The sequence below is a fragment of the Burkholderia sp. GbtcB21 genome (assembly GCF_019091065.1).
GTDB lineage: Bacteria > Pseudomonadota > Gammaproteobacteria > Burkholderiales > Burkholderiaceae > Burkholderia > Burkholderia pyrrocinia_C.
Genome location: NZ_JAGXKA010000019.1, coordinates 83671 through 106872, shown reverse-complemented (window position 1 = coordinate 106872; position 23202 = coordinate 83671). Strand labels below are relative to the sequence as shown.

The following is a 23202-nucleotide window of genomic DNA, read 5'->3' as shown; positions in this document are numbered from 1 at the left end:
CGCGCGCACACGCCGACACCGTCGCGACCCGTCCCGCCGCCGCGCGACGCATGCCCGGCGCGGCGCGGCGCGGCGCGGGAAACGTTGTTCCCGGGCGACAGTCACGCGATTACCGCGCGTTTCAATTTCTTTCAGAGATTGCAGTCGTCATATGATTCAAGCCACATCGCGCGCGCCAAAAACGTGTGCGATCGCCACCCGGCTGCGCACGCGGCCGGCAATGAACGGAGACACCTACAAAAAGGAAAGCTCATGAAGCAGACCACCCGACTCGCAGTCATCGCAGGGGGCGCCGCGCTCGCATTCGCCAGCCAGTACGCGGCCGCACAAAGCTCGGTCACGCTCTGGGGCGTCGCCGACGTCAGCGTCCGCTACCTGACCAACGCGAACGCCAAGAATGACGGACTGCTGTCGATGTCCAACGGCGCGATCACCAACAGCCGCTTCGGCATCTACGGCACCGAGGACCTCGGCAGCGGCCTGAAGGCCGTGTTCAACCTCGAAAGCGGCGTGAACCTGCAGAACGGCGCATTTGCCGACAGCGGCCGCCTGTTCAACCGTGCGGCATACGTCGGCCTGCAGAGCCCGTACGGCACGGTGACCCTCGGCCGCCAGAAGACGCCGCTGTTCGATCTGCTGTCGGATACCTACGATCCGCTGACGGTCGGCAACTACCTCGAAAATGCATGGCTGCCGGTCGCACTCGGCGGCGGCCTGTATGCGGACAACCAGATCAAGTACACGGGCAAGTTCGCGGGCCTGACCGCGAAGGCGATGTACTCGACGGGCACCAACTACGAATCGACCGGCGCCGGCGGCTTCTCGGGCCAGATTCCGGGTTCGCTCGGCAAGGGTAATGCGTGGGGCGTGTCGCTGTCGTACGTGATGGGCCCGCTCAGCATCGCGGCCGGCGCGCAGCAGAACAGCGACAACTCGGCGCGCAAGCAGACCATCTACCACGCGAACGTCGTGTACGCGTTCAGCAAGGCGAAGGTCTACGCGGGCTACCTGCGCTCGAAGGACGACACCGGCTTCGTCGACAGCCTGCTCGCGCAGCAGACGATTCCGGTCGCGAAGGGCACGGGCCGGATCGACGACGGTCCGTTCGCGGGCGTGAGCTGGCAGGTCAGCACGCCGCTGACGCTGACGGGCGCGTTCTACTACGACCACATGCGCAATGCGATGACCGCGAACGGCACGCTCGCGAGCGGCAACCGCTACGCGATCGTCGGCATCGCCGAGTACGCGCTGAGCAAGCGCACCGAAATCTACGGCACCGTCGACTTCAACAAGACGAACGGCGCGGCGAACGTCGAGCTGCCGGGCCGCAGCAACCAGACGGGCATCGCGATCGGCCTGCGCAATATCTTCTGACGAACGTCGGAACGCACGCGCCGGCATTCGTCCGGCACGCATCGAAGAGGCTCCGCAAGGAGCCTCTTTTTTTCGTCATGCGGCATTCATATGCGCACACGACTATTCGGCAATCGCTTCATCACGGATTCCCCGCGCCGTAAGCGATCCGTCGGCATTCCAGAACATACTTTTACAGTACGCGCGAAGGCTTTCCGCTACGCTGCGTGCATCGCCCGCCGCGTGCCGTCGTGCATGCGCGTGCGTCGTTCCGGTGGCGCTTGCCGAGCGCGGCCGGCCTGGTGCGTAACTTGTGTATCCGGTGATGACAGACACGGTCTGCCGGTTTTTTTCGTGGGACGATCGGCTTCACGATTTCTTGAAAGGGGATGACGATGGGTATCCTGAACACCGTGGGCGAAATCGCCGGTGCAGTGGCGGCAGTCGAAGCCGCGGAAAAGCTGGATCCGGATGCGGGCCTGCTGACCAAGGCGGCAGCGGCCGTTGCCGGCTTCAAGGGCGCCGAAGCGATCGAGGGCATGCTCGAGAAGAAGGAAGAGCAGCCCGAACAGGCGGCAGACGATACGCAGGCGACGGACGGCAGCGACACGTCGCAGGCATGAGCATGGCGGCCGGTTCGGCCGCTGGCGCGCTCCTCGCGCGCCCGGGCGGACCGGTGCCGCGCGGCCGGCAGGCCGGGCATGTGGTCGATCGGTGACGCATGGCACACCCGGCAGCTGGTTTGACCGGCGAGAGGCGACGCTTCTCGCCGTTTTTTATTGGGCGCGCGCCGGGTCGTGCCGTGCGCCGCAAGAATTCCGGAATCTTGCTATCGTGCCGTCATCCGAACTGCGATGAGGCAATGCGATGGATTTCGACTACGACCTGTTCGTCATCGGGGCCGGCTCGGGCGGCGTGAGGCTCGCACGGATGTCGGCGTCATACGGCGCGCGCGTCGGCATAGCGGAACAAGAGCAGATCGGCGGCACCTGCGTGCTGCGCGGCTGCATTCCGAAGAAACTGCTCGTCTACGCATCGCACTACCCGCACGAAGTCGAGGACGCGAAGGGCTTCGGCTGGACCTTCGGCGCCGGCACGCTCGACTGGCCCGCGCTGATCGCCGCGAAGGATCGCGAGATCAATCGGCTGAGCGACATCTACATCAATTTGCTGCGGCAATCGGGCGTCGAGATGCACGCGGGGCGCGCGACGCTCGTCGATGCGCATACCGTCGCGATCGGCGAACGCACGATCCGGGCGCGCCACATCGCGATCGCGACCGGCTCGCGTCCGTCGCTGCCGCATCGGCCCGGCATCGAACACGCGATCACGTCGCGCGAGGCGCTGTCGCTCGAGACGTGCCCCACGCGCATCGTGGTAGTCGGCGGCGGTTATATCGCGGTCGAGTTCGCGGGCATCTTCAACGGCTTCGGCAGTCACGTCGACCTGTTCTATCGCGGCGAGAAGATCCTGCGCGGCTTCGACGACGACGTGCGTCAATTCCTGACCGACGAGATGACGAAGCAGGGCGTCGCGATCCACGCGCGCACGGTGGTCGAATCGATTTCCCGCGCGGACGACGGCACGCTGAGCGTGCGCGTCGGCGATGCGCAGCACGGGCCGTACGACGCGGTGCTTTATGCGACCGGCCGCGTGCCGAATGTCGACGGGCTCGGGCTCGAGCAGGCGGGCGTGATGCTCGACGCACGCGGCGCGATTGCGGTCGATGCGTATTCGGCGACGTCGGTCGCGTCGATCCATGCGATCGGCGACGTCACGTCGCGGCCGCAGCTCACGCCGGTGGCGACGCGCGACGGCGGGCTGCTCGCGCGCACGCTGTTCGGCGGGGCGCGCGTCGCGGCCGATCACGAATGGGTGCCGTCGGCCGTGTTCAGCCAGCCCGAGGTCGCGACGGTCGGCCTGACCGAGGCCGATGCGCGTCGCGCGTACGGCGACGTCGACATCTACCGCACGTCGTTCAAGGCGCTGCGCCACACGCTGTCGGGCCGCGACGAGCGCACGCTGATGAAGCTCGTCGTCGCGCGCGACAGCCAGCGCGTGATCGGCACGCACATGGTCGGCCGCGATGCGGGCGAGATCATCCAGGGGATCGCGATCGCGATTCGCGCGGGCGCGACGAAGGCGCAGTTCGACGACACGATCGGCATCCATCCGACCGCGGCCGAGGAATTCGTGACGATGCGGCAGAAGGTGGCCGACTAGCGCGGCGACCGGGTTCGTCCAGGGTCGATTCCGGGCGATCGCCGCCGCCGTGCTGCCGCCACACAAAATTTCTTCATTTGTCTAAAAGACGTTCCGTCTCGATAAACACGTTTGGTATCATCGCGCAAAACCATACGGGGGGGCCGTATCATGCGCGATCAACAGCGCAGCATCCGCAATAACGGGGTAACGGGCGCGCACGCGCATGTCGCGTGTTCTGCCGCCTTTCCGCTTTTCGCCGCAACACGCCTGTTGCGCGCACCTTTCCTTCGAATGTCGTAGTCGCCAGTCCGGCGATGAATCAGGCCGCGCGCGCGTCGCATCGATGCGCGCACGTCCGCACCGACACGCCCGTTCCGGGCAAACTTTCCACGCAAGGAGACCAGCAGTGAAAATCCAGACACGATGCACCGTACTCGTGGCGGCAGCGGTTGTCGCAGCGCTGTCCGGCTGCGCGACCGAATCGTCGCGCACGCTCGACGTGCCGGCCGTGAGCAGCGCGCAGAAGCCTTATGCGGGCAAGCCCGTTGCGATCGCGGTCGGCAAGTTCGACAACCGCTCGAGCTACATGCGCGGCATCTTCTCCGACGGCATCGACCGCCTCGGCGGACAGGCGAAGACGATTCTCGTCACGCGCCTGCAGCAGAGCCGGCGCTTCAACGTGCTCGATCGCGAGAACCTCGACGAGATCAAGCAGGAAGCCGGCTTCATGAAGAAGGCGCAGGCGGTGAAGGGCGCGAACTACGTGGTGACGGGCGACGTGACCGAATTCGGCCGCAAGGACGTCGGCGATCACCAGCTGTTCGGCATCCTCGGCCGCGGCAAGACGCAGGTCGCGTACGCGAAGGTCAACCTGAACATCGTCGACACGACGACGTCGGAAGTCGTCGCGTCGAGCCAGGGCGCGGGCGAGTTCAGCCTGTCGAACCGCGAAGTGATCGGCTTCGGCGGCACGGCCGGCTACGACTCGACGCTCAACGGCAAGGTGCTCGACCTCGCGATCCAGGAAGCCGTGAACCATCTCGCCGAACAGGTCGACGCCGGTGCGCTGAAGACCGCGAAGTAAGCGCTGCAGGCGCCGGGGCCGGCGCCGCATGCGATCGATTCACCACGACATCAAAGAGAAAAGACCATGAAACGGGGTAACTGGCTGCCGGCGACGGCCGCCGCATTGCTGCTCGCCGGCTGCGCGAGCTCCACGCCGCCGCTCTATCAGTGGACGGGCTACCAGCCGCAGGTGTACGAATACTTCAAGGGGCAGAAGTCGCCGCAGGAGCAGATCGACGCGCTCGAAAAGGCGTTGCAGGACATCCGCGGCAAGGGCCATACGCCGCCGCCGGGCTTCCATGCGCATCTCGGGATGCTGTACGCGAGCGTCGGCAACGAGCAGCAGGCCGAGCAGGAACTGCAGGCCGAGAAGCAGCTGTTCCCGGAATCGTCGACCTTCATGGATTTCCTGCTGAAGAAGAAAACCGGCGCAGCGAAGCCCGCGGATCAGAAGGCTGCCGGGCAGAGCGCCGCCGGCCAGACGATCGCCGGCCAGAAGAACGCCGATTCGAATTCCGCCAAACAGTGACGCGCCCGCCATGTTCAAGACACTCTCATTCAAGCTGATGTCCGTGCTGTCGATCGTCGCGCTGCTGAGCGCGTGCGCACAGCCGGTGAAACGACCCGACTACACGGCGTTCAAGAAGAGCCAGCCGCGCTCGATCCTCGTGCTGCCGCCGATCAACGAGACCTCCGACGTCGCGGCCACCTACGGGGTGCTGTCGCAAATGACGCTGCCGCTCGCCGAGTCCGGCTATTACGTGGTGCCGGTCGCGGTGATGGACGAGACGTTCAAGCAGAACGGCCTGACCAACGCGGCCGAGATCCAGGGAACGCCGCCCGCGAAGCTGCGCGAGATCTTCGGCGCGGACGCCGCGCTGTATTCGAAGGTCTCGCAGTACGGCACCGTGTACCGGATTCTCGCGAGCGCAACGGTCGTGTCCGCGTCGGCGAAGCTCGTCGACCTGCGCACGGGCGACGTGCTGTGGCAGGGCCGGGCGAGCGCGAGCAGCGACGAGGGCGGCAACAACGGCGGTGGCGGCCTGATCGGCATGCTCGTGGTGGCCGCGGTCAAGCAGATCGCGAACACGCTGATGGATCAGAGTCACGACATCGCCGCGTTCACGAGCAACCGGCTGTTGTCGGCCGGGCCGCCGAACGGGTTGCTGTATGGGCCGCATTCGCCGAAGTACGGCACCGACTGATCGACGCAGGCTGCCCGCTATAGGGGCATAGAAACGAAGCGGCCGCGCACGTAACGTGCGCGGCCGTTTTGCGTCGATGCGGCCGGAAAAATGCGGAAAGCGGCCGGCGCCGCGCAGCGGCTCAATGCACGCCGAACGCGTCGAGCAGCCGGTACCAGCTCATCGCGAGCACCAGCGCCGGCATGCGCAGTGCCGCGCCGCCGGGGAAGTCGCGATGCCGGATCTTGCCGAACAGGTCGAAGCGGCTCGCCTGTCCGTCGATCGCCTCGGCGATCAGCTTGCCCGCGAGCGCGGTCGTGTTCACGCCGTGCCCCGAAAATCCCTGCGCGAAGTACATCGTCGGCGCGACGCGGCCGAAGTGCGGTGCGCGGTTCATCGTGATGTCGACGAAGCCGCCCCATGCGTAGTCGACCTTTACGTCCGCGAGCTGCGGGAATGTCTTCAGCATGTCCGCGCGCATCGCGGCCGCGAGATCGCGCGGCTCTCGCGTCGAATAGCTGACCTTGCCGCCCCACACGAGCCGCGTGTCGGGCACCGGCCGGAAATAGTCGAGCACGAAGCGGCTGTCGCAGATCGCCGCTTGCGCGGGCATCAGCGCGGCGGCACGCGCTTCGCCGAGCGGTTCCGTTGCGATCACGTAGGTGCCGACCGGCATGATCTTCTTCGACAGCGCGGGCGCGAGCGTGCCGACGTAGGTATTGCATGCGAGCACGACGAAACGCGCGCGAACGTTGCCGCCGCTCGTCTCGACGACGTGGCCGCCCGCGACGTCGCGCACGCGCGTCACACAACTGTCCTCGTGGATGCGCACGCCTGCGCCGGTCGCCGCACGGGCGAGGCCGAGCGTGTAGTTGAGCGGATGCAGGTGGCCGCTGTCCGGGTCGTACAGGCCGCCGCAATAGCGGGCGGACTGCACGTAGTCGCCGAGTTCGTCGGCTTCGACGAAATGGAAGCGGTCGTAGCCGAAGCGCTTCGCGGCTTCGTCGCGCCAGCGCTTCAGCGCATCGGCGTCGCGCTCGGTGTTCGCGGCAGTCAGGTAGCCGGGCATCAGCGCGCAGTCGATGTCGTGCCGCGCGATGCGCGACTTCACGAGCGACAGCGTTTCGAGCCCCATGTCCCAGATGCGCTTCACGTCGCCTTCCGGCATGAATTGCCCGAACGTGTCGATGTCGCACGCAAAGCCGCCGATCAACTGGCCGCCGTTGCGGCCGCTCGCCGCCCATCCGACCCGCGACGCTTCGAGCACGGTCACCGAGTGGCCGCGCTCGGCGAGGTTGAGCGCGGCGGACAGGCCCGTGAGGCCCGCGCCGATCACGCACACGTCGGCGTCGGTCGTGCCGGCGAGCGGCGCGTGGCGGGTCGTATCGTTGGCGGTCGCCGCGTAATAGGACGCGACGTGCGGCTGGTTGGCGAATGTCTGCATGGTCAGGAGAACGGAGAAAGAGGGCTCAGAACAGCTCGCGCACGCGGTGGTACAGCATCCCGAGTTCGAGCGCGGGCTGCCGCCATGCGTCGCCGCCGGGGAAGCGCCGGTGGCGTATGCGCGCGAACAGGTCGAACGCGCGCGTGTCGCCCGCGATCGCGCCGGCGACCGCGCGTCCGGCGATGCCGGTGAGCGCGACGCCGTGCCCGCTGAAACCCTGCACGTAGAAGAAGTTTGGATCGAGCGCGCCGAAATCCGGCGCGCGGTTGCGCGTGACGTCGACGAAGCCGCCCCACGCGTGGTCGACGCGCACGTCGCCGAGCTGCGGGAACACGCCGACCATCCGTTGCCGGATCGTTTCGGCGAGCGTCGCGGGCGACGCGCCGGCCGAATTCGCACGGCCGCCGAACAGCATCCGGTGGTCGGCCGACAGCCGGAAATAGTCGAGGAAGAAGTTGTTGTCGCACACGGCTTCGCGCCGCGCGATCAGTGCGTCGGCGCGTGCCTGGCCGAGCGGCTCGGTCGCGATGATGTACGACGCGATCGGCGCGATGCGTGCGGCGGTCGCGGCCGGCAGCACGCCGCCGGGGCCCGCGTTGCAGCACGACACGACGTAGCGGCAGCGCACCTCGCCCGACGGCGTGCGCACGACGGGCCGCGCGCCGCGCACGATGTCGAGCGCGGGCGTGTGCGCATACAGCGCGACGCCTTCGCGGCGCGCGGCATCGGCGAGGCCGAGACAGTACTTGAGCGGATGCAGGTGGCCCGACAGCGGATCGTGCACGCCGGCCAGGTAACGCGTCGACGCGATGCGCGCGCGGATCTCGCCGGTGTCGAGCCACGCGAGCGGCGGATGGCCCCAGCGCGACGTCGCGGCGTCCATCCACGCGCGCAGGTCGTCGATGCGGCGCGGCTTCGTCGCAACCGTCAGGTAGCCGCGCGTGAAGTCGCAGTCGATCCCGTAGCGCGCGATCCGCTCGGCGATCAGCGCGACGCCGTCGAGCGACAGCGCCCACGCGGCGCGCGCGCCGTCGGCGCCGAGTTGCCGCTCGATCTCCTCGTCCTTCGCGAAGCCGGTGATCGCCTGGCCGCCGTTGCGGCCCGATGCGCCCCAGCCGGGCCGGTGCGCATCGATCACGGCGACCGACAGCCCGCGCGCGCGGCAGTCGAGCGCCGTCGACAGGCCCGCGAAGCCGGCGCCGATCACGCAGACGTCGACGTCGATCGTGTCGTCGAGCGAAGGATCGTCGACCACGGGCCGCGTGACCGTCGCTTCGTAGTACGAGTCGCGCGCGAGTGCATCGGCGCGGCGGGTGAAAGACTGCGTCATCAAATCGACTCCCTCTTTACGACCGGCGGACGGTGCGCGACGCACCGCGATCCGGCCGGCAAAAACGGCGCGGGACGCCGTGCGCGCGGCACGGCGTCCCGCGTGTGCTGCGTCAGAACGAATAGATGAACTGCGTCGCGAGCAGGTCGTTGGACTTGCCGTACGAACCGTCGTTGCGCAGGAACACCTTGTTGTTCGCCCAGTCGTGCCGGTATTCGACCTTCACGGTGATCTGCTGGGTCGGATAGAACAGCAGGTCGAGCGCGACGTCCTGGCGCACGGCCCCCTTGCACTCGAAGCCCAGGCCGCCGCCGGCCTTCGACATCGCGAGGCAGTCCGCGTCGACGCCGAAGCCGTTGTTCGGATCCATCCCGTTGCCGTTCAGCGCGATACCGCCGCCGCCGCCGCCGTTCTTCGTGTTGGCGAGCAGGTCGTAGCGCAGCGTCACGCCCATGCGGCCGACCACCGGCGCGTTGAACTTGCGGTGCGCGAGCAGCGACAGGCCGTACCACTGCGCGAGCCCGCCGTTGAACGCCGCATGCTGCTGCCGGCCGTAGTCGACTTCGGCGTTGTACTGAATATCGGCAAGCGTGTAGGTCGCGTCGAGTTCGCCGAAGAAGAACGAACCGTATGCGCTCGGTGCCGCACCGCCCGGGCCGTAGTGGACGACGCCCTGATCGTCGATCGCGCTCGCCAGCGTCTGCCGCCCGATGTTGAACGACCCGCCGATATCGAGCGCGCTCGACCACGTGTAGTCCGCGCGCGCGGTGAAGGTCGGCACCTTGTTGCTGGTGCTGATCGGATCGCCGAGCGCGTTGGTGCCCGTCTGCGTGACCGAACCGTACGTGCGGTACTGCTCGTTGCCGAGGAAGAACTTCCACGCCCAGTTGCCCTTCGTGTAGTTCGCGCCGACACCGACGTAGCTGCCCGGATCCGAAAAATCGTACAGCAGGTTGTGCGTGAGCGTGAGCATCTGGTTCGACTGCTGCACCTCGTAGCCGCCGAAGCTCGGGATCAGGCCGGCGACCAGCGTCGTGGTGGCGGTGATCGGCACGTTGATGACCGCCGTGTTCAGCAGGTTGTCGGTGATCGAGCCGCGCGAATTCTGCAGCAGCGTGATGCCGTTGCCGCGGTTCGGCATCAGCGTGATCTCGGCCGACGGCGCCATCGGGCCGACGCCGAAGGTCTTCTTGATGTCGAGGTAGAGATCGCCGAACGTGCTGTTGAAGTAGTTGTACGCGTTCTCGTGGTTCGCGAACAGGAACGACGACGTGCCGGCCGCGCGGTTGTAGATGTAGGTCGGATCGATGTAGCCCGTCACCGACAGGCCGGCGAGCGGGCCCGTGCTGGCCGCGTCGGTCAGCGAGTCGACCTTCAGCTGCTGGTTCGCGATCTGCTGCTTCATGTCGCTGACCTCGTCGTTGGTCAGCGTGGCCTGCGCCTTGCCGTAGTCCGGCGAGCCCGGATCGACGGCCGCCGCAGCCGGTGCCGCGCCGGTCTTCGCACCGGCTTGCGCGACAGCGGCGCCGCCCGGTTTCGCGGCGAGCTGCGCCTGCATGGCCTTCATCTGTTTCTGCAGCGCCGCGACCTGCGCCTGCAGCGCCTTGATCTCGGCGGATGTCGAGTCGGCCAGCGCGATGCCCGGCAACGCGCCGGCCACCAGCAGGCAGATCAGTTTCTTCTTCATTGCGGATTCTCCTTGTCGTGCGCCAGTCAAAGTGCGATCGGTTCGCGCGCCGCAGGGTGCGGCGCGCGGGTCTTGTTATCGAGGAAAAGAAAAGGGGAGGCTCACGCCACCGCGAACGCCGCCTTCATGTCGGCCACGCGGCGCCGTTCGCGCGCGATCATCATCCGGTTCACGACGATCACGCCGATCGTCACGGCCGTGATGAACAGCGTCGCCAGTGCATTCATTTCCGGGTTCAGCCCGAGCCGCACGCGCGAGAACACCACCAGCGGCAGCGTCGTCGAACCCGGCCCCGACAGGAATGCCGACAGCACCAGGTCGTCGATCGACAGCGTGAACGACAGCAGCCAGCCCGACAGCAGCGCCTGCGAGATCAGCGGCAGCGTCACCACGAAGAACACTTTCAGCGGCGTCGCACCCAGATCGAGCGCGGCCTCTTCCAGCGACTTGTTCATCTCCTTCACGCGCGACTGCACGATGATCGCCACGTACGACACGCACAGCATCACGTGGCCGATCCAGATCGTCACCATCCCGCGGCCCTTCGGCCAGCCGAACATCTGCTCCAGCGCAACGAACAGCAGCAGCAGCGAGATGCCCTGGATCACTTCCGGAATCACCAGCGGCGCGTTGATCATCCCCGTGTACAGCGTGAAGCCCCTGAAGCGGCCGAAGCGCGCGAGCACGAAACCTGCCCACGTGCCGATCACGACCGACGCGGTGGCCGTCAAGAGGCCGATCTTCAGCGACAGCCACGCGGCGCTCAGCAGCTCGTCGTCCTGCCACAGCGATGCGTACCACTTCAGCGAGAAGCCCGACCACACCGTCACCAGCTTCGACTCGTTGAACGAGTACACGACCAGGCTGATGATCGGGATGTACAGGAACAGGAAGCCGAAGGCGAGAACGCCCGTCGACAGCGGTTTGCTCGGCTTGATCATTTCGCGTCCTCCAGTTCCTTGACCTGGTAGTACTGGAACAGCGCCATCGGCACCAGCAGCAGCATCACCATCGCGACCGTCACCGCGGACGCCATCGGCCAGTCCATGTTGTTGAAGAATTCATCCCACATCACGCGGCCGATCATCAGCGTGTCGGCACCGCCGAGCAGCTCCGGAATCACGTACTCGCCGACCGCCGGGATGAACACCAGCAGGCTGCCTGCGATGATCCCGTTCTTCGACAGCGGCAGCGTGATCCGCGTGAATGCGACCCACGGTTTGGCACCCAGGTCGTACGCGGCTTCGAGCAGCGTGAGGTCCATCTTCACGAGGTGCGCGTACAGCGGCATCACCATGAACGGCAGGTACGAATAGACCATCCCGATGTAGACGCCCGCATCGCTGTGATACAGCCGCAGCGGCGTGTGGATGATGCCGAGCGCGATCAGCGTGTGGTTCAGCAGGCCGTCATCCTTCAGGATGCCGATCCATGCATAGACGCGGATCAGGAACGACGTCCAGAACGGCAGCATCACGGCCATCATCAGCACGTTGCGCCGGTTCGGCTCGGCGCGCGCGATGTAGTACGCCATCGGATAACCGATCAGCAGGCACAGCACCGTCGACACGGCGGCCATCTTCAGCGAGCTGAGGTAGGTCGCGATGTACAGGTCGTCCTTCAGCAGGAACGCATAGTGCGACAGCTGCAGCGCGAAGTGCACGACGCCGTCCTTGAACTCGACGAGCGACGTGTACGGCGGAATGCCCATCACCTGATCGGCGAAGCTGATCTTCAGCACCAGCACGAACGGCAGCGCGAAGAAGACCGCGAGCCACAGGAACGGCACGCCGATCGCGACGCTGCGGCCCGACGGCAGGAACCGCGACAGCGCGGCGAAGCGGCCCGGACGCGACCGGCCGGCGCTGGTGCTCGCGGCGCCGGTCGACACCGGCGCGGACGGAGTGGAAGCGGAGGTTCTCATCGTGTCGTCCTCATTGCGTCAGCACGACGCCGCTGGCCGGCGACCACGACACGAACACGTCGTCGTTCCAGGAGGGCGCACTGTCGGTCATCAGGTGCGAGCTCGACAGGTTCGACACCACCGTCTTGCCGCTCGGCAGCCGCACGTGATACAGCGAGTAGCTGCCCATGTACGCGATATCGGTGACGACGCCGCGCGCCCAGTTGTGCTTCGAGCCAGGTTTGTCGCGCGATACGTGCACGCGCTCCGGGCGCACCGAGATGCCGACCGGCATCCCGAGCGGGCCGGTCACGCCGTGGCTCACGTACATGCGCGCTTCGAGATCGTCGCTTTCGACGAAGATGTGATCGGGTTCGTCCTCGACGACACGCCCTTCGAACAGGTTCGTCGAGCCGATGAATTCGGCCGAGAAGCGGCTGTTCGGGAATTCGTACACTTCGCCGGGCGAGCCGATCTGTACGATCCTGCCTTCGCTCATCACCGCGAGGCGGCTCGCCATCGTCATCGCCTCTTCCTGGTCGTGCGTGACCATCACGCAGGTCACGTCGACCTTCTCGATGATGTTCACGAGTTCGAGCTGGGTCTTCTGGCGGATCTTCTTGTCGAGCGCGGACATCGGCTCGTCGAGCAGCAGCAGCTTCGGGCGCTTGACCAGCGAGCGCGCGAGCGCGACGCGCTGCTGCTGGCCGCCGGAAAGCTGGTGCGGCTTGCGCTTCGCGTACTTGCTCATCTGCACGAGCGCGAGCGCGTCGGCCACGCGCTCCTTGATCTCGTTCTTCGGCGTGCCTTCCTGCTTCAGGCCGAACGCGACGTTCGATTCGACCGTCATGTGCGGGAACAGCGCGTACGACTGGAACATCATGTTCACCGGGCGGCGGTACGGCGGCAGCGACGCGAGGTCTTCGCCGTCGACGAAGATCTTGCCGGAGGTCGCCGTTTCCAGCCCGGCGAGCATGCGCAGCAGCGTCGACTTGCCGCAGCCCGAGCTGCCGAGCAGTGCGAACAATTCGTTCTTCGCGATCGTCAGGTTCACGTTGTCGACGGCCGTGCTGTCGCCGAATTTCTTCACGACGTTTTCGATGCGCACGAAGGCGTCGTTTTGCGTACGGGCCGCGGCGGCCGGTTGAATCTGTCGTGCAGCAGCGGAAGAGGGTATCGATTGCATGGGAGTCACCATTCGTTCTTCTCGGATTGCAGGCGTGAGCGTCCCCGCACGAGGCGCGCAACGCGACTCGCGGACAACGGCTCGTGCCGGATGGAACAGTGCGCGCGGCGCGCGCGGGCGGACGGAGGTCCGCGTATCTCAGGCGGGCAGGTGTGGAGCGATGCCTGCGCCGCCGTGATGCATGGCGATCAGTGGCCGGTTTTCAGCTGCGCCCACAGACGGTTCTCGAGGCGCAGGATGTCGGCCGGCATCGGCTTCATCAGCACCATCTTCTTCAGCACGTCTTCAGGCGGATAGACGGTCGGGTCCTGCGCAACGGCCGGCGTGACGAACTGGTGCGCGGCCTTGTTCGCGGTCGGGTAGAACACCGTGTTGGTGATCGCCGCGTTGACCTTCGCGTCGGAGACGTAGTTGATCCACTTCAGCGCGGCCTCGGGGTGCGGCGCATCCTTCGGGATCACCATCACGTCGAACCACAGCAGGCCGCCTTCCTTCGGGTTCGAGAACTTGATGTCGTACGAGCGCTTCGCTTCCGACGAGCGGCGGTGCGCGATGCCGATGTCGCCCGACCAGCCGAGCGCGACACACACGTCGTTGTTCGCGAGGTCGTTGATGTAGCCGGACGAGTTGAACTGGGTGATGTACGGGCGGACTTTCTTCAGGACTTCGAATGCAGCCTGGTAGTCGCCGGGGTTCTTGCTGTTCGGATCCTTGCCCATGTACTGCAGCGTGGCGGCGAACACGTCGACGGCCTGGTCGAGGAACGACACGCCGCAGCCCTTCAGCTTCGCCATGTTGGCCGGATCGAACACCAGTGCCCAGCTGTCGACGGGCGCGTTGTCGCCGAGCGCTTTCTTCACTGCCTGCACGTTGTAGCCGATGCCGTCCGTGCCGTAGGCCCAGGGGACGCCGTACTGGTTGCCCGGATCGGCATCGGAGATCATCTTCATCAGCAGCGGGTCGAGGTTCGCGAGGTTCGGGATCTTCGACTTGTCGAGTTTCTGGTACACGCCGGCCTGGATCTGCTTGGCCATGTAGTTCGACGTCGGCACGACGATGTCGTAGCCCGAACTGCCGGCAAGCAGCTTCGCCTGCAGCGTATCGTCGCTGTCGTAGTTGTCGTACTTGACGTGGATGCCCGTCTGCTTCTGGAAGTTCGGGATCGTGTCCGGTGCGATGTAGTCGGACCAGTTGTAGACATTCAGCTCATCGGCACGCGCCGACGGGCTGGCGACCGACGTGAACGCTGCCGCGGCGGCGAGGGCGGCAACGGAACAGGCTTGGCGAAGAAAGCAGGCACGCATGGTGGAGTTCCCCTGGTTATGGCAGCGTGCGGCGCCCGCCGCACGCCTGTAGGCAAGGCCGTTACGAAATACCCAGTTGCTGGGCGGTTGCATCGACGGCCTTCTTCGCCTTCGACACGAGTTCATCGATTTCCTGACGCGAGATCACGAGCGGCGGCGACAGCAGCATCCGGTCGCCGGTCGCACGCATGATCAGGTTTCCGTTGAAGCAGAAGTCGCGGCAGATCGTGCCGACGTCGCCGCCGTTCGCGAAGCGGCGGCGTTCGGCCGGCGCTTCGGCGAGCTGCAGGCTCGCGACGAGGCCGTGACCGTGCACTTCGCCGACGATCGGGTGACGCGCGAAGGTTTCGCGCATCAGCGCCTGGAAGTACGGGCCCGTGTCGTTCTTCACGCGCTCGACGATCCCTTCGTCGCGCAGCAGCTTCAGGTTCGCGACCGCGACGGCCGCGGCGACCGGATGGCCCGAGTACGTGAGGCCGTGGTTGAATTCGCCGTTGTCGATGATCGGGCGTGCAACACGCTCGTGAATCCCGACCGCGCCCATCGGCACATAACCCGACGTGAGGCCCTTCGCCATCGTGATCAGGTCCGGCTCGAAGCCGAAGTGCTGGTGTGCGAACCATTCGCCGGTGCGGCCGAAGCCGCCGATCACCTCGTCGGCGGCCAGCAGGATGTCGTACTTGCGGCAGATCCGCTGGATTTCCGGCCAGTACGTCGACGGCGGGAAGATCACGCCGCCCGCGCCCTGGAACGGCTCGCCGATGAACGCCGCGACATTCTCCGCGCCGAGTTCGAGAATCTTCGCTTCGAGCTGCTGCGCACGCGCGAGGCCAAACGCCTCGGGCGTTTCGCCCGGCTGCGCTTCGCCGAAGAAATACGGCTGGTCGATATGCACGATGTGCTCGACCTTCGACGGCATCTGCTCGTGCATATAGCCCATGCCGCCGAGCGTGGCGCCCGCGATCGTCGAGCCGTGGTAGCCGTTCTTGCGCGAGATCACGTACTTCTTCTGCGGCTTGCCCTGCACGCGCCAGTACTGGTGCACGAGGCGCAGCACGGTGTCGTTGCCTTCCGAGCCGCTGTTGCAATAGAAGAAGTGGTTGAAACCGGCGGGCGTCACTTCCGCGAGCATCGCGGAAAGCTCGATCACCGGCGGGTGCGTCGTCTTGAAGAACGTGTTGTAGAACGGCAGTTCCTGCAGCTGGCGATACGCGGCGTCGGCGAGTTCCTTGCGGCCGTAGCCGACGTTCACGCACCAGAGGCCGGCCATCCCGTCGATGACCTTGTTGCCGTCCGAGTCCCACAGGTAGACGCCGTCGGCCTTCACGATCACGCGGCTGCCCGCGCGGTTCAGCGCGCCCATGTCCGAGAACGGGTGGATGTGGTGCGCGGCGTCGAGCGCGCGGTATTCGGCGGTCGAGCGTGCCTGCGTCGCGCGCGGCGCGGCGGCCGGCGCGGCCGGCTGGATCCAGGCAGATTCGTTGCGGTAAGTCATGTTTCCTCCGTGATTCCGTATGGCGGTTGTGCGCGCGCTTAGACGTGCAGCAGCAGATGGCGGCGTTCCCACGAGCTGATCACGCGGAAGAACGCTTCGTATTCGGTTTCCTTCAGCGCGAAATACGCCTTCAGGAACTTGTGGCCGAGGATCTCGCCGAGCGGCTCGCACGCGGCCATCAGCGTCAGCCCTTCCTCGAGGTTGCGCGGCAGCTGGTACGGCAGGTCGTAGCCGTCGCTGACGAGCGGCTCGGTCGGCTCCAGGCGCTGCGTCATGCCGAGGTAGCCGGCCGCGAGCGTCGCGGCGAGCGCGAGATACGGGTTGCAGTCGACGCCCGGGATGCGGTTCTCGATGCGGCGCGCCGACGGGCCCGAGTGCGGGATGCGGAAGCCGACCGTGCGGTTGTCGTAGCCCCACTGCACGTTGATCGGCGCGGCCATGAAGCGCGACAGCCGGCGATACGAGTTGATGTACGGCGCGAAGATCGGCATCAGCGCCGGCGTGTACTTCTGCAGCCCCGCGAGGTAGTTGTAGAACATCGACGTCGCACCGCCGGTTTCCTGCGACGTGAACAGGTTCTGGCCCGTTTCCTCGTCGACGATGCTCTGGTGCACGTGCATCGCCGAACCCGGCTCGTCTTCCATCGGCTTGGCCATGAACGTCGCGTACATGTTGTGACGCAGCGCGGCCTCGCGCACCGTGCGCTTGAACAGGAACACCTGGTCGGCCAGCGACAGCGCGTCGCCGTGCATGAAGTTGATCTCCATCTGCGCGGCGCCGACTTCGTGGATCAGCGTGTCGATGTCGAGGTTCTGTGCTTCGCAGTACTCGTAGATGTCCTCGAACAGCGGATCGAACTCGTTGACGGCCTCGATCGAATACGACTGGCGGCCCGTTTCGGGGCGGCCCGTGCGGCCGACCGGCGGGCGCAGCGGCAGGTCGGGGTCCTTGTTCATGTCGACCAGATAGAACTCGAGCTCCGGTGCGACCACGGGCTTCCAGCCCTTCGCCTTGTACAGCTCGAGCACGCGGCGCAGCACGTAGCGCGGCGAGATCTCGACCGGCGAGCCGTCGAAGTGCACGCAGTCGTGGATCACCTGCGCGGTCGGATCGACGGCCCACGGGATCAGGCGGATGGTCGACTCGTCGGGCACGCACACCATGTCGGGATCGGTCACGCCGGTCAGCGAGCCGTCTTCCGGATATTCGCCGGTGACGGTCTGCACCATCACGGCCTGCGGCAGCCGCATCGACTCGCCGGACGTGAACTTGTTGCGCGGCGTGATCTTGCCGCGCGCGATGCCGGCCATGTCGGGAATGATCGCCTCGACTTCGGTGATCCGGTGTTGCTTCAGAAAACTTTCGATGTCTTGCATGTCTGTTCTCGTAAGTGGGTCGGCGCGCTCAGGCGAGCGCGGCGGCGGCCGTGGCGCGCGTGCGGGCAGTGCGGCGGGCGCGGCAGGCGTCGCCGAAGGCGCGGAAGATCGCGCTCGACAGCGGATCCTGCGCATGCCGCCATTCCGGGTGCCATTGCACGGCGAGTGCGAAAGCCGGGGCATCGGCGACGCTGACGGCCTCGATCAGGCCGTCCGGCGCGACGGCCTCGACGGCGAGGCCGGAGCCGAGCTGCGCGATGCCCTGCTGGTGCAGCGAGTTCACACGCACTTCATCGCGGCCGCCGGCGAGCGCATGCAGCTTGCCGCCGGGCGTCAGGTGCACGACGTGTGCGGGGCCGTATTGCGTGTCCATCGGCGCGGCGTTGTCCTCGCGGTGATCGGCGAGGCCCGGCACTTCGTGCACGCGCTGATGCAGCGTGCCGCCGTAGACGACGTTCAGCTCCTGGAAGCCGCGGCAGACGGCGAGCACCGGCACGCCTGCGGCGATCGCCGCGCGCAGCAGCGGCAGCGTCGTCGCATCGCGTGCCGGGTCGTGCTTCGTGCCGGGTGCGCTCGGCTCGCCGCCGTACAGGTGCGGCTCGACGTTCGAGTAGCTGCCGGTAAACAGCAGGCCGTCGACCGTGTCGAGGATGTCGTCAGCCGACTGGCGCTCGCCGAGCGCGGGCAGCACCATCGCGAGCGCCTGCGCGCCGTCGACGATCGCGGCGACATATTTGTCGCCGACCGTATGCGACGCGTGTGCGCCGATTTGCGTGTGGTCGGCGGTGATGCCGACGAGGGGTTTCCTTTCCATGACGTCACTCAGTAATCCGTAGGGCTGTGGCGTGCGTCGTTTCGGATATTGCAAAACGCAGGCGCGACACGGCCCTGCAGCCTGGCGCAGAGCGCAAGGCCGCTGGTGAATGGGCGCAGCAGGATGACGTGGCGATCCGCGCTGCGCGCGACGATCAGGCCGTCGTTCGTTGGGTTGCGATACGTGACGCGGGCGACGCGGCAACGAATGCGCGAACGCGTTCCGTCACCGCATGGACGATGCGGTTGGCGAATCGGCAGACGAAACGAACGACGTAAAGAAAGGAGAGGCGCTACGGCAGCAGCGACGCCACTTCGTCGGTATCGACGGCGACGAATGCGCGTGCGGAAACGGCGTTGTGGCGCCGAACGGAACGACGGGACAGGATGGTGTAGATCGACAGATGCTGCAGGCGAGGACTATGCCAGCCGCAACTGCCATCGGAAGGGGACGCCGCGCTGCGCGAACTTCGCGCCACGCTTCGATCCCACCTCACCAGAGGGCCACGGACTCTCACGATTACACTCGACTGGGTTGTTGAAAGTATTGAACACCTGACCGTTTCGACGCGCTGGGCGTTTAAAATAATCAAGGCGCCGGTTACGCGTCATTTACATTGATGGGCATCAATTTTTGCGTTGCAATAACGCGTTTTGCTGCCTGTGAAAGCCAAATGACGCTGACCTGAGAGCCAGCATATACGAGCCAAAAACGGCGTCAAATGTTTTTTAACGGTCCCGTATCAGGGCTTTCCCGAGCAGTGAAAACAAAAGATTCGCAAAAGGAATAATCGGCAAGGTGTTCATTATTTCGAACGCCTTTCAGGGTTTTCCCCGCTGATGCACGGCATAAAGTGATTAGAATATTCAACGGCTGTCCACCGCGTCGTTTCACTTTGTCATCGCACTTATCGTGTCCGAAACCGAATCGATGTCCACCGAAGTCGCCGAGCGCCTGCGTTTCGTGCGCAACAAGCATGGCCTGTCGCAGCGCGAACTCGCGAAGCGCGCCGGCGTGACCAACGGCACGATCTCGCTGATCGAACAGGGCCGCGTGAGCCCGTCGGTCGGCTCGCTGAAGAAGCTGCTCGAATGCATCCCGATGAGTCTCGCGGAGTTCTTCACGTTCGAGCTCGTCGAATCGCGCACGGTCGTATCGCGTCGCGACGAGATGCCGAACCTCGGCAACGACACGCTCGCGTTTCATCTGGTCGGCGCGAGCGTGAAGGATCGCAACATGTGCATCCTGCGCGAGATCTACCAGCCGCATGCCGATACGGGGCCCGAGATGCTCGTGCACGCGGGGCACGAGGGCGGCGTCGTCGTGTCGGGCCGGCTCGAGCTGACCGTCGACGGCGCGACGTGGCTGCTCGACCCCGGAGACGGCTACTACTTCGAAAGCCGTTTGCCGCACCGTTTTCGCAATCCCAGCGCGGAACAGATCTGCGAGGTCGTCTCGGCCAATTCGCCGGCAACCTTCTGACCGCGCGTCACCGCATTCGCGGCCGGCCGCGCATGATGCGCGCGGCGCGTCGCACCGCGAATGCCACAACATAAGGCATCCTGATGAACAAGTTGACTTTGGCTGACTGGCAGGACAAGGCGGCGTCGCTCGAGATCGAAGGGCGCGCATTCATCGACGGCGCGTTGCGCGACGCGCACGGCGGCAAGACATTCGACTGCGTGAGCCCGATCGACGGCCGCGTGCTGGCGAAGGTCGCCGAATGCGGCGAAGCCGACGTGAACGCGGCGGTGGCGGCCGCGCGCCGCGCGTTCGACGCGGGCGTGTGGGCCGGCCTGAACCCGCGTGCGCGCAAGGCAGTGCTGCTGCGCTGGGCCGCGCTGATGCACGAGCATCTCGACGAGCTGTCGCTGCTCGAGACGCTCGACGCGGGCAAGCCGATCGGCGACACGACGACGGTCGACGTGCCGGGCGCCGCATATTGCGTCGAGTGGTTTGCGGAAGCGATCGACAAGGTCGGCGGCGAAGTCGCACCGGCCGATCATCACCTCGTCGGCCTCGTCACGCGCGAGCCGGTCGGCGTGGTGGCGGCCGTCGTGCCGTGGAACTTCCCGATCCTGATGGCCGCATGGAAGTTTGGCCCCGCGCTCGCGGCCGGCAACAGCGTGGTGCTGAAGCCGTCGGAGAAATCGCCGCTGACCGCGATCCGCGTCGCGCAGCTCGCGTACGAAGCCGGCATCCCGGCAGGCGTGTTCAACGTCGTGCCGGGCGCGGGCGAACCCGGCAAGCTGCTCGCGCTGCATCGCGACGTCGACTGCATCGCGTTCACCGGCTCGACGGCGGTCGGCAAGCTGATCATGCAGTACGCCGCGCAGTCGAATCTGAAGCGCGCATGGCTCGAACTCGGCGGCAAGTCGCCGAACATCGTGCTGCCCGATTGTCCCGATCTCGATCGCGCTGCGCAGGCTGCGGCCGGCGCGATCTTCTACAACATGGGCGAGATGTGCACGGCCGGCTCGCGGCTGCTCGTGCATCGCGACATCAAGGACGTATTCATCGAGAAGCTCGTGGCGGCCGCGCGGGCTTACGTGCCCGGCAATCCGCTCGATCCGTCGGTGTCGATGGGCGCGATCGTCGACGGCATCCAGCTCGAGCGCGTGCTCGGTTATATCGAGGCGGGGCGCAGCGAAGGCAGGCTCGTCACGGGTGGTGCGCGCGTGAAGGCGGAGACGGGCGGCTTCTATGTCGAGCCGACGGTGTTCGAGGTGAAGCCCGACGCGAAGATCGCGCGCGAGGAGATCTTCGGGCCCGTGCTGTCGGTGATCGTGTTCGACGACGTCGACGAGGCCGTGCGGATCGCTAACGACACCGAATACGGGCTGGCCGCGGCCGTATGGACGTCGAACCTGACGACCGCGCACGACGTGTCGCGCCGGCTGCGCGCGGGCACGGTGTGGGTGAACTGCTACGACGAGGGCGGCGACATGAACTTCCCGTTCGGCGGCTACAAGCAGTCGGGCAACGGCCGCGACAAGTCGCTGCATGCGCTCGAGAAGTACACCGAGCTGAAGTCGACGCTGATCCGGCTGCGCTGACGCGATGCCGCGGGCGCATCGCCGTTTGGCAGTGTGCCCGCAGCCCGCGTTATGCGGTGCGCAGCGCGGGGTGGAAGCCGGCGGCTTCGATGATCGACTGCACGCGCTCGGCGCCTTGCGCCGATTCGACCTTGACGATCTTTGCCGCGACGTCGATGTCGAGCTTCGCGGCGGGATCGGCGGCCGTCACCGCGCGCGTGATTGCATTGGCGCAGCCGCCGCAGGTCATGTCCTGGACTTCGAATTCCATCGTGTTCTCCTGAGTGGACGATTGACGAACATGGCCAGCATGAAGCTTGCCATGGTGGGAAGGTCAAGCGCATTCATGCAGCCGGATGCATGCGTTGTCGCCCGGCGCGGCGAAATGATTCGTCAGGGTGAGGTCAGACAAATAGAAGGGCAGTCGCATGTGTCAGTCGGAATCTTTCCCGATTGACTCGGATGCGCGGCCGTCGCCGTGCGATGAGCGCCTTGCCTGGCAAGGCGCGGCACGCACTTGTGAAGCGCTATCTCCATAATGCCGGTAAGGGTACGCGTTATGGAAATGCGAATCGATCTTAGTATCAATATTCTTCGATATTTCATTTCATTACACACATGAACCGTTTCGCACTGGGTTTCGCCGCTGTCCTGCTGGGCGCGTCGGCCGCCACCGCATTCGCCGCCGACGACGTCGTCAACCTGACGCTGAAGGACCACAAGTTTTCGCCCGATGGCGTGACGATTCCGGCCGGCAAGAAAGTGAAGTTCGTCGTGAAGAACCTCGATGCGACGCCCGCGGAATTCGAGAGCGACGACTTCAAGGCCGAGAAGGTGATTCCCGCCGGCAAGTCGGCCGAGATCCTGGTCGGGCCGCTGAAGGCCGGTACCTACGAGTTTCACGACGAGTATCACGAAGCGCAGTCGAAGACCCACCTGACCGTCAAGTAAGCGAATCCCGCCATGCTGTCTACCGCGCTGATTGTCTTTCGTGAAGTGCTCGAGGCCGCGCTGGTGGTCTCGATCGTGATGGCCGCCACGAAGGGCGTGCCGCGGCGCGGCTGGTGGGTCGGCGGCGGGCTCGTCGGCGGCGTGGTCGGCGCGGGCCTGATCGCGGCGTTCGCCGACGTGATCTCGCAGTGGGCGTCCGGCATGGGGCAGGAGGTCTTCAACGCGGGCGTGATGTTCGTCGCGACGCTGATGCTGGCCTGGCACTGCATCTGGATGAGCCGGCACGGCCGCGAGATGGCGCTGCACATGGGCGAAGTCGGCCGGGCCGTCGCGGCCGGCAGCCGGCCGCTGACGGGGCTGGCGATCGTGGTCGGCGTCGCGGTGCTGCGCGAAGGCTCCGAGGCCGTGCTGTTCCTGTACGGCATCGCCGCGGGCGATCCGGGGCAAACGCCGCAGATGATCGTCGGCGGGCTGCTCGGCGTGCTCGGCGGCGCCGGGCTCGGTTATGCGATGTATGCGGGGCTGCTGCAGATTCCGCTGAAGCGGCTGTTCTCCGTCACTAACGGGCTGATCGTGCTGCTGGCGGCCGGGATGGCAAGCCAGTGCGTCGGTTTCCTGCTGGCGGCCGGCTTCGTGCCGTCGTGGGGCGACGCGATCTGGGACACGTCGTGGCTGCTGAAGGAGTCGAGCATCGTCGGCAAGGCGCTGCATACGCTGATCGGCTATACCGCGCGTCCGGCGGGCATCCAGATTGCCGCGTACGTCGCGACGCTGGCGGCGATCGTCGTGCTGATGCGGCTCGTCGGTCGTCCGCAGGTGACGGTGAGGCCGCCGCGGCATGCCGCGTGAGTTTTCCCGGATTTGAACGAT

At 66.1% G+C, this 23202-nt stretch carries 22 protein-coding genes; 10 read left to right on the top strand and 12 right to left on the bottom strand.

All coding sequences use genetic code 11. The annotated features are described in order from the left end of the window. The first annotated feature begins 252 nt into the window (after positions 1–252). The 6 genes from KVT39_RS31635 to KVT39_RS31610 all read left to right on the top strand — a co-directional run bounded on the left by KVT39_RS31635 (position 253) and on the right by KVT39_RS31610 (position 5828). Positions 253–1374, top strand: coding sequence for a porin (locus KVT39_RS31635; protein WP_034179251.1), 1122 nt, complete (start codon positions 253–255; stop codon positions 1372–1374). Positions 1375–1748: 374 nt separating this feature from the next. After that, positions 1749–1976: a hypothetical protein gene (locus KVT39_RS31630; RefSeq protein ID WP_034179450.1), complete on the top strand. Its 228-nt coding sequence runs from the start codon at positions 1749–1751 to the stop codon at positions 1974–1976. A gap of 244 nt (positions 1977–2220) precedes the next feature. Beyond that, positions 2221–3576, top strand: coding sequence for a glutathione-disulfide reductase (gor, locus tag KVT39_RS31625; protein ID WP_217590935.1), 1356 nt, complete (start codon positions 2221–2223; stop codon positions 3574–3576). 394 nt (positions 3577–3970) lie between these two features. Next, positions 3971–4642 carry a CsgG/HfaB family protein gene (locus tag KVT39_RS31620; RefSeq protein ID WP_217590940.1) on the top strand — a complete coding sequence of 224 codons (672 nt, stop codon included), beginning with the start codon at positions 3971–3973 and terminating at the stop codon, positions 4640–4642. Positions 4643–4708: 66 nt separating this feature from the next. Then, positions 4709–5152, top strand: coding sequence for a DUF4810 domain-containing protein (locus tag KVT39_RS31615; RefSeq protein WP_111015931.1), 444 nt, complete (start codon positions 4709–4711; stop codon positions 5150–5152). A gap of 10 nt (positions 5153–5162) precedes the next feature. After that, complete coding sequence (locus tag KVT39_RS31610; protein ID WP_034179247.1) at positions 5163–5828, top strand: DUF799 domain-containing protein; 666 nt, start codon at positions 5163–5165, stop codon at positions 5826–5828. 121 nt (positions 5829–5949) lie between these two features. Here KVT39_RS31610 and KVT39_RS31605 read toward each other — a convergent pair whose 3' ends face one another. From KVT39_RS31605 to KVT39_RS31555, 11 genes are all read right to left on the bottom strand, one after another. Beyond that, complete coding sequence (locus KVT39_RS31605) at positions 5950–7251, bottom strand: FAD-binding oxidoreductase (protein ID WP_217590934.1); 1302 nt, start codon at positions 7249–7251, stop codon at positions 5950–5952. A 25-nt stretch (positions 7252–7276) separates the two neighbouring features. Next, the gene (locus tag KVT39_RS31600; RefSeq protein ID WP_217590933.1) at positions 7277–8581 is read right to left on the bottom strand and encodes an FAD-binding oxidoreductase; all 1305 of its coding nucleotides are present in this window, start codon (positions 8579–8581) and stop codon (positions 7277–7279) included. 112 nt (positions 8582–8693) lie between these two features. Then, positions 8694–10268 (bottom strand): DUF3138 family protein, encoded by a 1575-nt coding sequence (locus KVT39_RS31595; RefSeq protein ID WP_217590932.1) that lies wholly within the window; start codon positions 10266–10268, stop codon positions 8694–8696. A 101-nt stretch (positions 10269–10369) separates the two neighbouring features. After that, positions 10370–11209 carry an ABC transporter permease subunit gene (locus KVT39_RS31590; RefSeq protein WP_034179243.1) on the bottom strand — a complete coding sequence of 280 codons (840 nt, stop codon included), beginning with the start codon at positions 11207–11209 and terminating at the stop codon, positions 10370–10372. Beyond that, positions 11206–12192, bottom strand: coding sequence for an ABC transporter permease subunit (locus tag KVT39_RS31585; RefSeq protein ID WP_034179242.1), 987 nt, complete (start codon positions 12190–12192; stop codon positions 11206–11208). Before KVT39_RS31585 ends, KVT39_RS31590 begins: the two co-directional genes overlap by 4 nt. Before the next feature lie 10 nt (positions 12193–12202). Next, positions 12203–13357: an ABC transporter ATP-binding protein gene (locus KVT39_RS31580; RefSeq protein ID WP_034179241.1), complete on the bottom strand. Its 1155-nt coding sequence runs from the start codon at positions 13355–13357 to the stop codon at positions 12203–12205. A 188-nt stretch (positions 13358–13545) separates the two neighbouring features. Continuing rightward, a complete protein-coding gene (locus KVT39_RS31575; protein ID WP_034179240.1) occupies positions 13546–14661 on the bottom strand; it encodes a polyamine ABC transporter substrate-binding protein in 1116 nt (371 codons plus the stop codon). A gap of 61 nt (positions 14662–14722) precedes the next feature. Next, positions 14723–16156 (bottom strand): aspartate aminotransferase family protein, encoded by a 1434-nt coding sequence (locus KVT39_RS31570; protein WP_105389551.1) that lies wholly within the window; start codon positions 16154–16156, stop codon positions 14723–14725. 38 nt (positions 16157–16194) lie between these two features. Then, positions 16195–17532, bottom strand: a complete 1338-nt coding sequence (locus tag KVT39_RS31565) for a glutamine synthetase family protein (RefSeq protein WP_034179238.1) — start codon at positions 17530–17532, stop codon at positions 16195–16197. A gap of 28 nt (positions 17533–17560) precedes the next feature. After that, positions 17561–18346 carry a gamma-glutamyl-gamma-aminobutyrate hydrolase family protein gene (locus KVT39_RS31560; RefSeq protein ID WP_105389552.1) on the bottom strand — a complete coding sequence of 262 codons (786 nt, stop codon included), beginning with the start codon at positions 18344–18346 and terminating at the stop codon, positions 17561–17563. Between the two features lie 292 nt (positions 18347–18638). Beyond that, entirely contained in the window at positions 18639–18863 is a 225-nt protein-coding gene (locus KVT39_RS31555) for a hypothetical protein (protein WP_072437498.1), read from the bottom strand. Between the two features lie 413 nt (positions 18864–19276). Between KVT39_RS31555 and KVT39_RS31550 the strand changes: the two genes are divergently transcribed. Together KVT39_RS31550 and KVT39_RS31545 are read left to right on the top strand one after the other, a co-directional pair. Further along, positions 19277–19828, top strand: coding sequence for a cupin domain-containing protein (locus KVT39_RS31550; RefSeq protein ID WP_034179449.1), 552 nt, complete (start codon positions 19277–19279; stop codon positions 19826–19828). 83 nt (positions 19829–19911) lie between these two features. Next, on the top strand, positions 19912–21402 hold the full coding sequence (locus KVT39_RS31545) for an aldehyde dehydrogenase (protein WP_034179236.1): 1491 nt from the start codon (positions 19912–19914) through the stop codon (positions 21400–21402). Positions 21403–21451: 49 nt separating this feature from the next. Here KVT39_RS31545 and KVT39_RS31540 read toward each other — a convergent pair whose 3' ends face one another. After that, a complete protein-coding gene (locus KVT39_RS31540; protein WP_021162112.1) occupies positions 21452–21652 on the bottom strand; it encodes a heavy-metal-associated domain-containing protein in 201 nt (66 codons plus the stop codon). A gap of 347 nt (positions 21653–21999) precedes the next feature. On the opposite strand from KVT39_RS31540, the gene KVT39_RS31535 reads away from it, so the two are divergent. After that, positions 22000–22332 (top strand): cupredoxin domain-containing protein, encoded by a 333-nt coding sequence (locus tag KVT39_RS31535; RefSeq protein WP_034179235.1) that lies wholly within the window; start codon positions 22000–22002, stop codon positions 22330–22332. Positions 22333–22344: 12 nt separating this feature from the next. Next, positions 22345–23181: an FTR1 family protein gene (locus KVT39_RS31530; protein WP_217590931.1), complete on the top strand. Its 837-nt coding sequence runs from the start codon at positions 22345–22347 to the stop codon at positions 23179–23181. Positions 23182–23202 lie beyond the last annotated feature (21 nt).

Excerpts from the sequence above, each read along its gene's own strand:
- KVT39_RS31595 (WP_217590932.1), bottom strand. The coding sequence starts at position 10,268 with ATGAAGAAGAAACTGATCTGCCTGCTGGTGGCCGGCGCGTTGCCGGGC.
- KVT39_RS31565 (WP_034179238.1), bottom strand. The coding sequence starts at position 17,532 with ATGCAAGACATCGAAAGTTTTCTGAAGCAACACCGGATCACCGAAGTC.
- gor (WP_217590935.1), top strand. The coding sequence starts at position 2,221 with ATGGATTTCGACTACGACCTGTTCGTCATCGGGGCCGGCTCGGGCGGC.
- KVT39_RS31605 (WP_217590934.1), bottom strand. The coding sequence starts at position 7,251 with ATGCAGACATTCGCCAACCAGCCGCACGTCGCGTCCTATTACGCGGCG.
- KVT39_RS31570 (WP_105389551.1), bottom strand. The coding sequence starts at position 16,156 with ATGACTTACCGCAACGAATCTGCCTGGATCCAGCCGGCCGCGCCGGCC.
- KVT39_RS31600 (WP_217590933.1), bottom strand. The coding sequence starts at position 8,581 with ATGACGCAGTCTTTCACCCGCCGCGCCGATGCACTCGCGCGCGACTCG.
- KVT39_RS31635 (WP_034179251.1), top strand. The coding sequence starts at position 253 with ATGAAGCAGACCACCCGACTCGCAGTCATCGCAGGGGGCGCCGCGCTC.
- KVT39_RS31630 (WP_034179450.1), top strand. The coding sequence starts at position 1,749 with ATGGGTATCCTGAACACCGTGGGCGAAATCGCCGGTGCAGTGGCGGCA.
- KVT39_RS31535 (WP_034179235.1), top strand. The coding sequence starts at position 22,000 with ATGAACCGTTTCGCACTGGGTTTCGCCGCTGTCCTGCTGGGCGCGTCG.
- KVT39_RS31550 (WP_034179449.1), top strand. The coding sequence starts at position 19,277 with ATGTCCACCGAAGTCGCCGAGCGCCTGCGTTTCGTGCGCAACAAGCAT.
- KVT39_RS31580 (WP_034179241.1), bottom strand. The coding sequence starts at position 13,357 with ATGCAATCGATACCCTCTTCCGCTGCTGCACGACAGATTCAACCGGCC.
- KVT39_RS31575 (WP_034179240.1), bottom strand. The coding sequence starts at position 14,661 with ATGCGTGCCTGCTTTCTTCGCCAAGCCTGTTCCGTTGCCGCCCTCGCC.
- KVT39_RS31540 (WP_021162112.1), bottom strand. The coding sequence starts at position 21,652 with ATGGAATTCGAAGTCCAGGACATGACCTGCGGCGGCTGCGCCAATGCA.
- KVT39_RS31560 (WP_105389552.1), bottom strand. The coding sequence starts at position 18,346 with ATGGAAAGGAAACCCCTCGTCGGCATCACCGCCGACCACACGCAAATC.
- KVT39_RS31545 (WP_034179236.1), top strand. The coding sequence starts at position 19,912 with ATGAACAAGTTGACTTTGGCTGACTGGCAGGACAAGGCGGCGTCGCTC.
- KVT39_RS31615 (WP_111015931.1), top strand. The coding sequence starts at position 4,709 with ATGAAACGGGGTAACTGGCTGCCGGCGACGGCCGCCGCATTGCTGCTC.
- KVT39_RS31610 (WP_034179247.1), top strand. The coding sequence starts at position 5,163 with ATGTTCAAGACACTCTCATTCAAGCTGATGTCCGTGCTGTCGATCGTC.
- KVT39_RS31530 (WP_217590931.1), top strand. The coding sequence starts at position 22,345 with ATGCTGTCTACCGCGCTGATTGTCTTTCGTGAAGTGCTCGAGGCCGCG.
- KVT39_RS31590 (WP_034179243.1), bottom strand. The coding sequence starts at position 11,209 with ATGATCAAGCCGAGCAAACCGCTGTCGACGGGCGTTCTCGCCTTCGGC.
- KVT39_RS31585 (WP_034179242.1), bottom strand. The coding sequence starts at position 12,192 with ATGAGAACCTCCGCTTCCACTCCGTCCGCGCCGGTGTCGACCGGCGCC.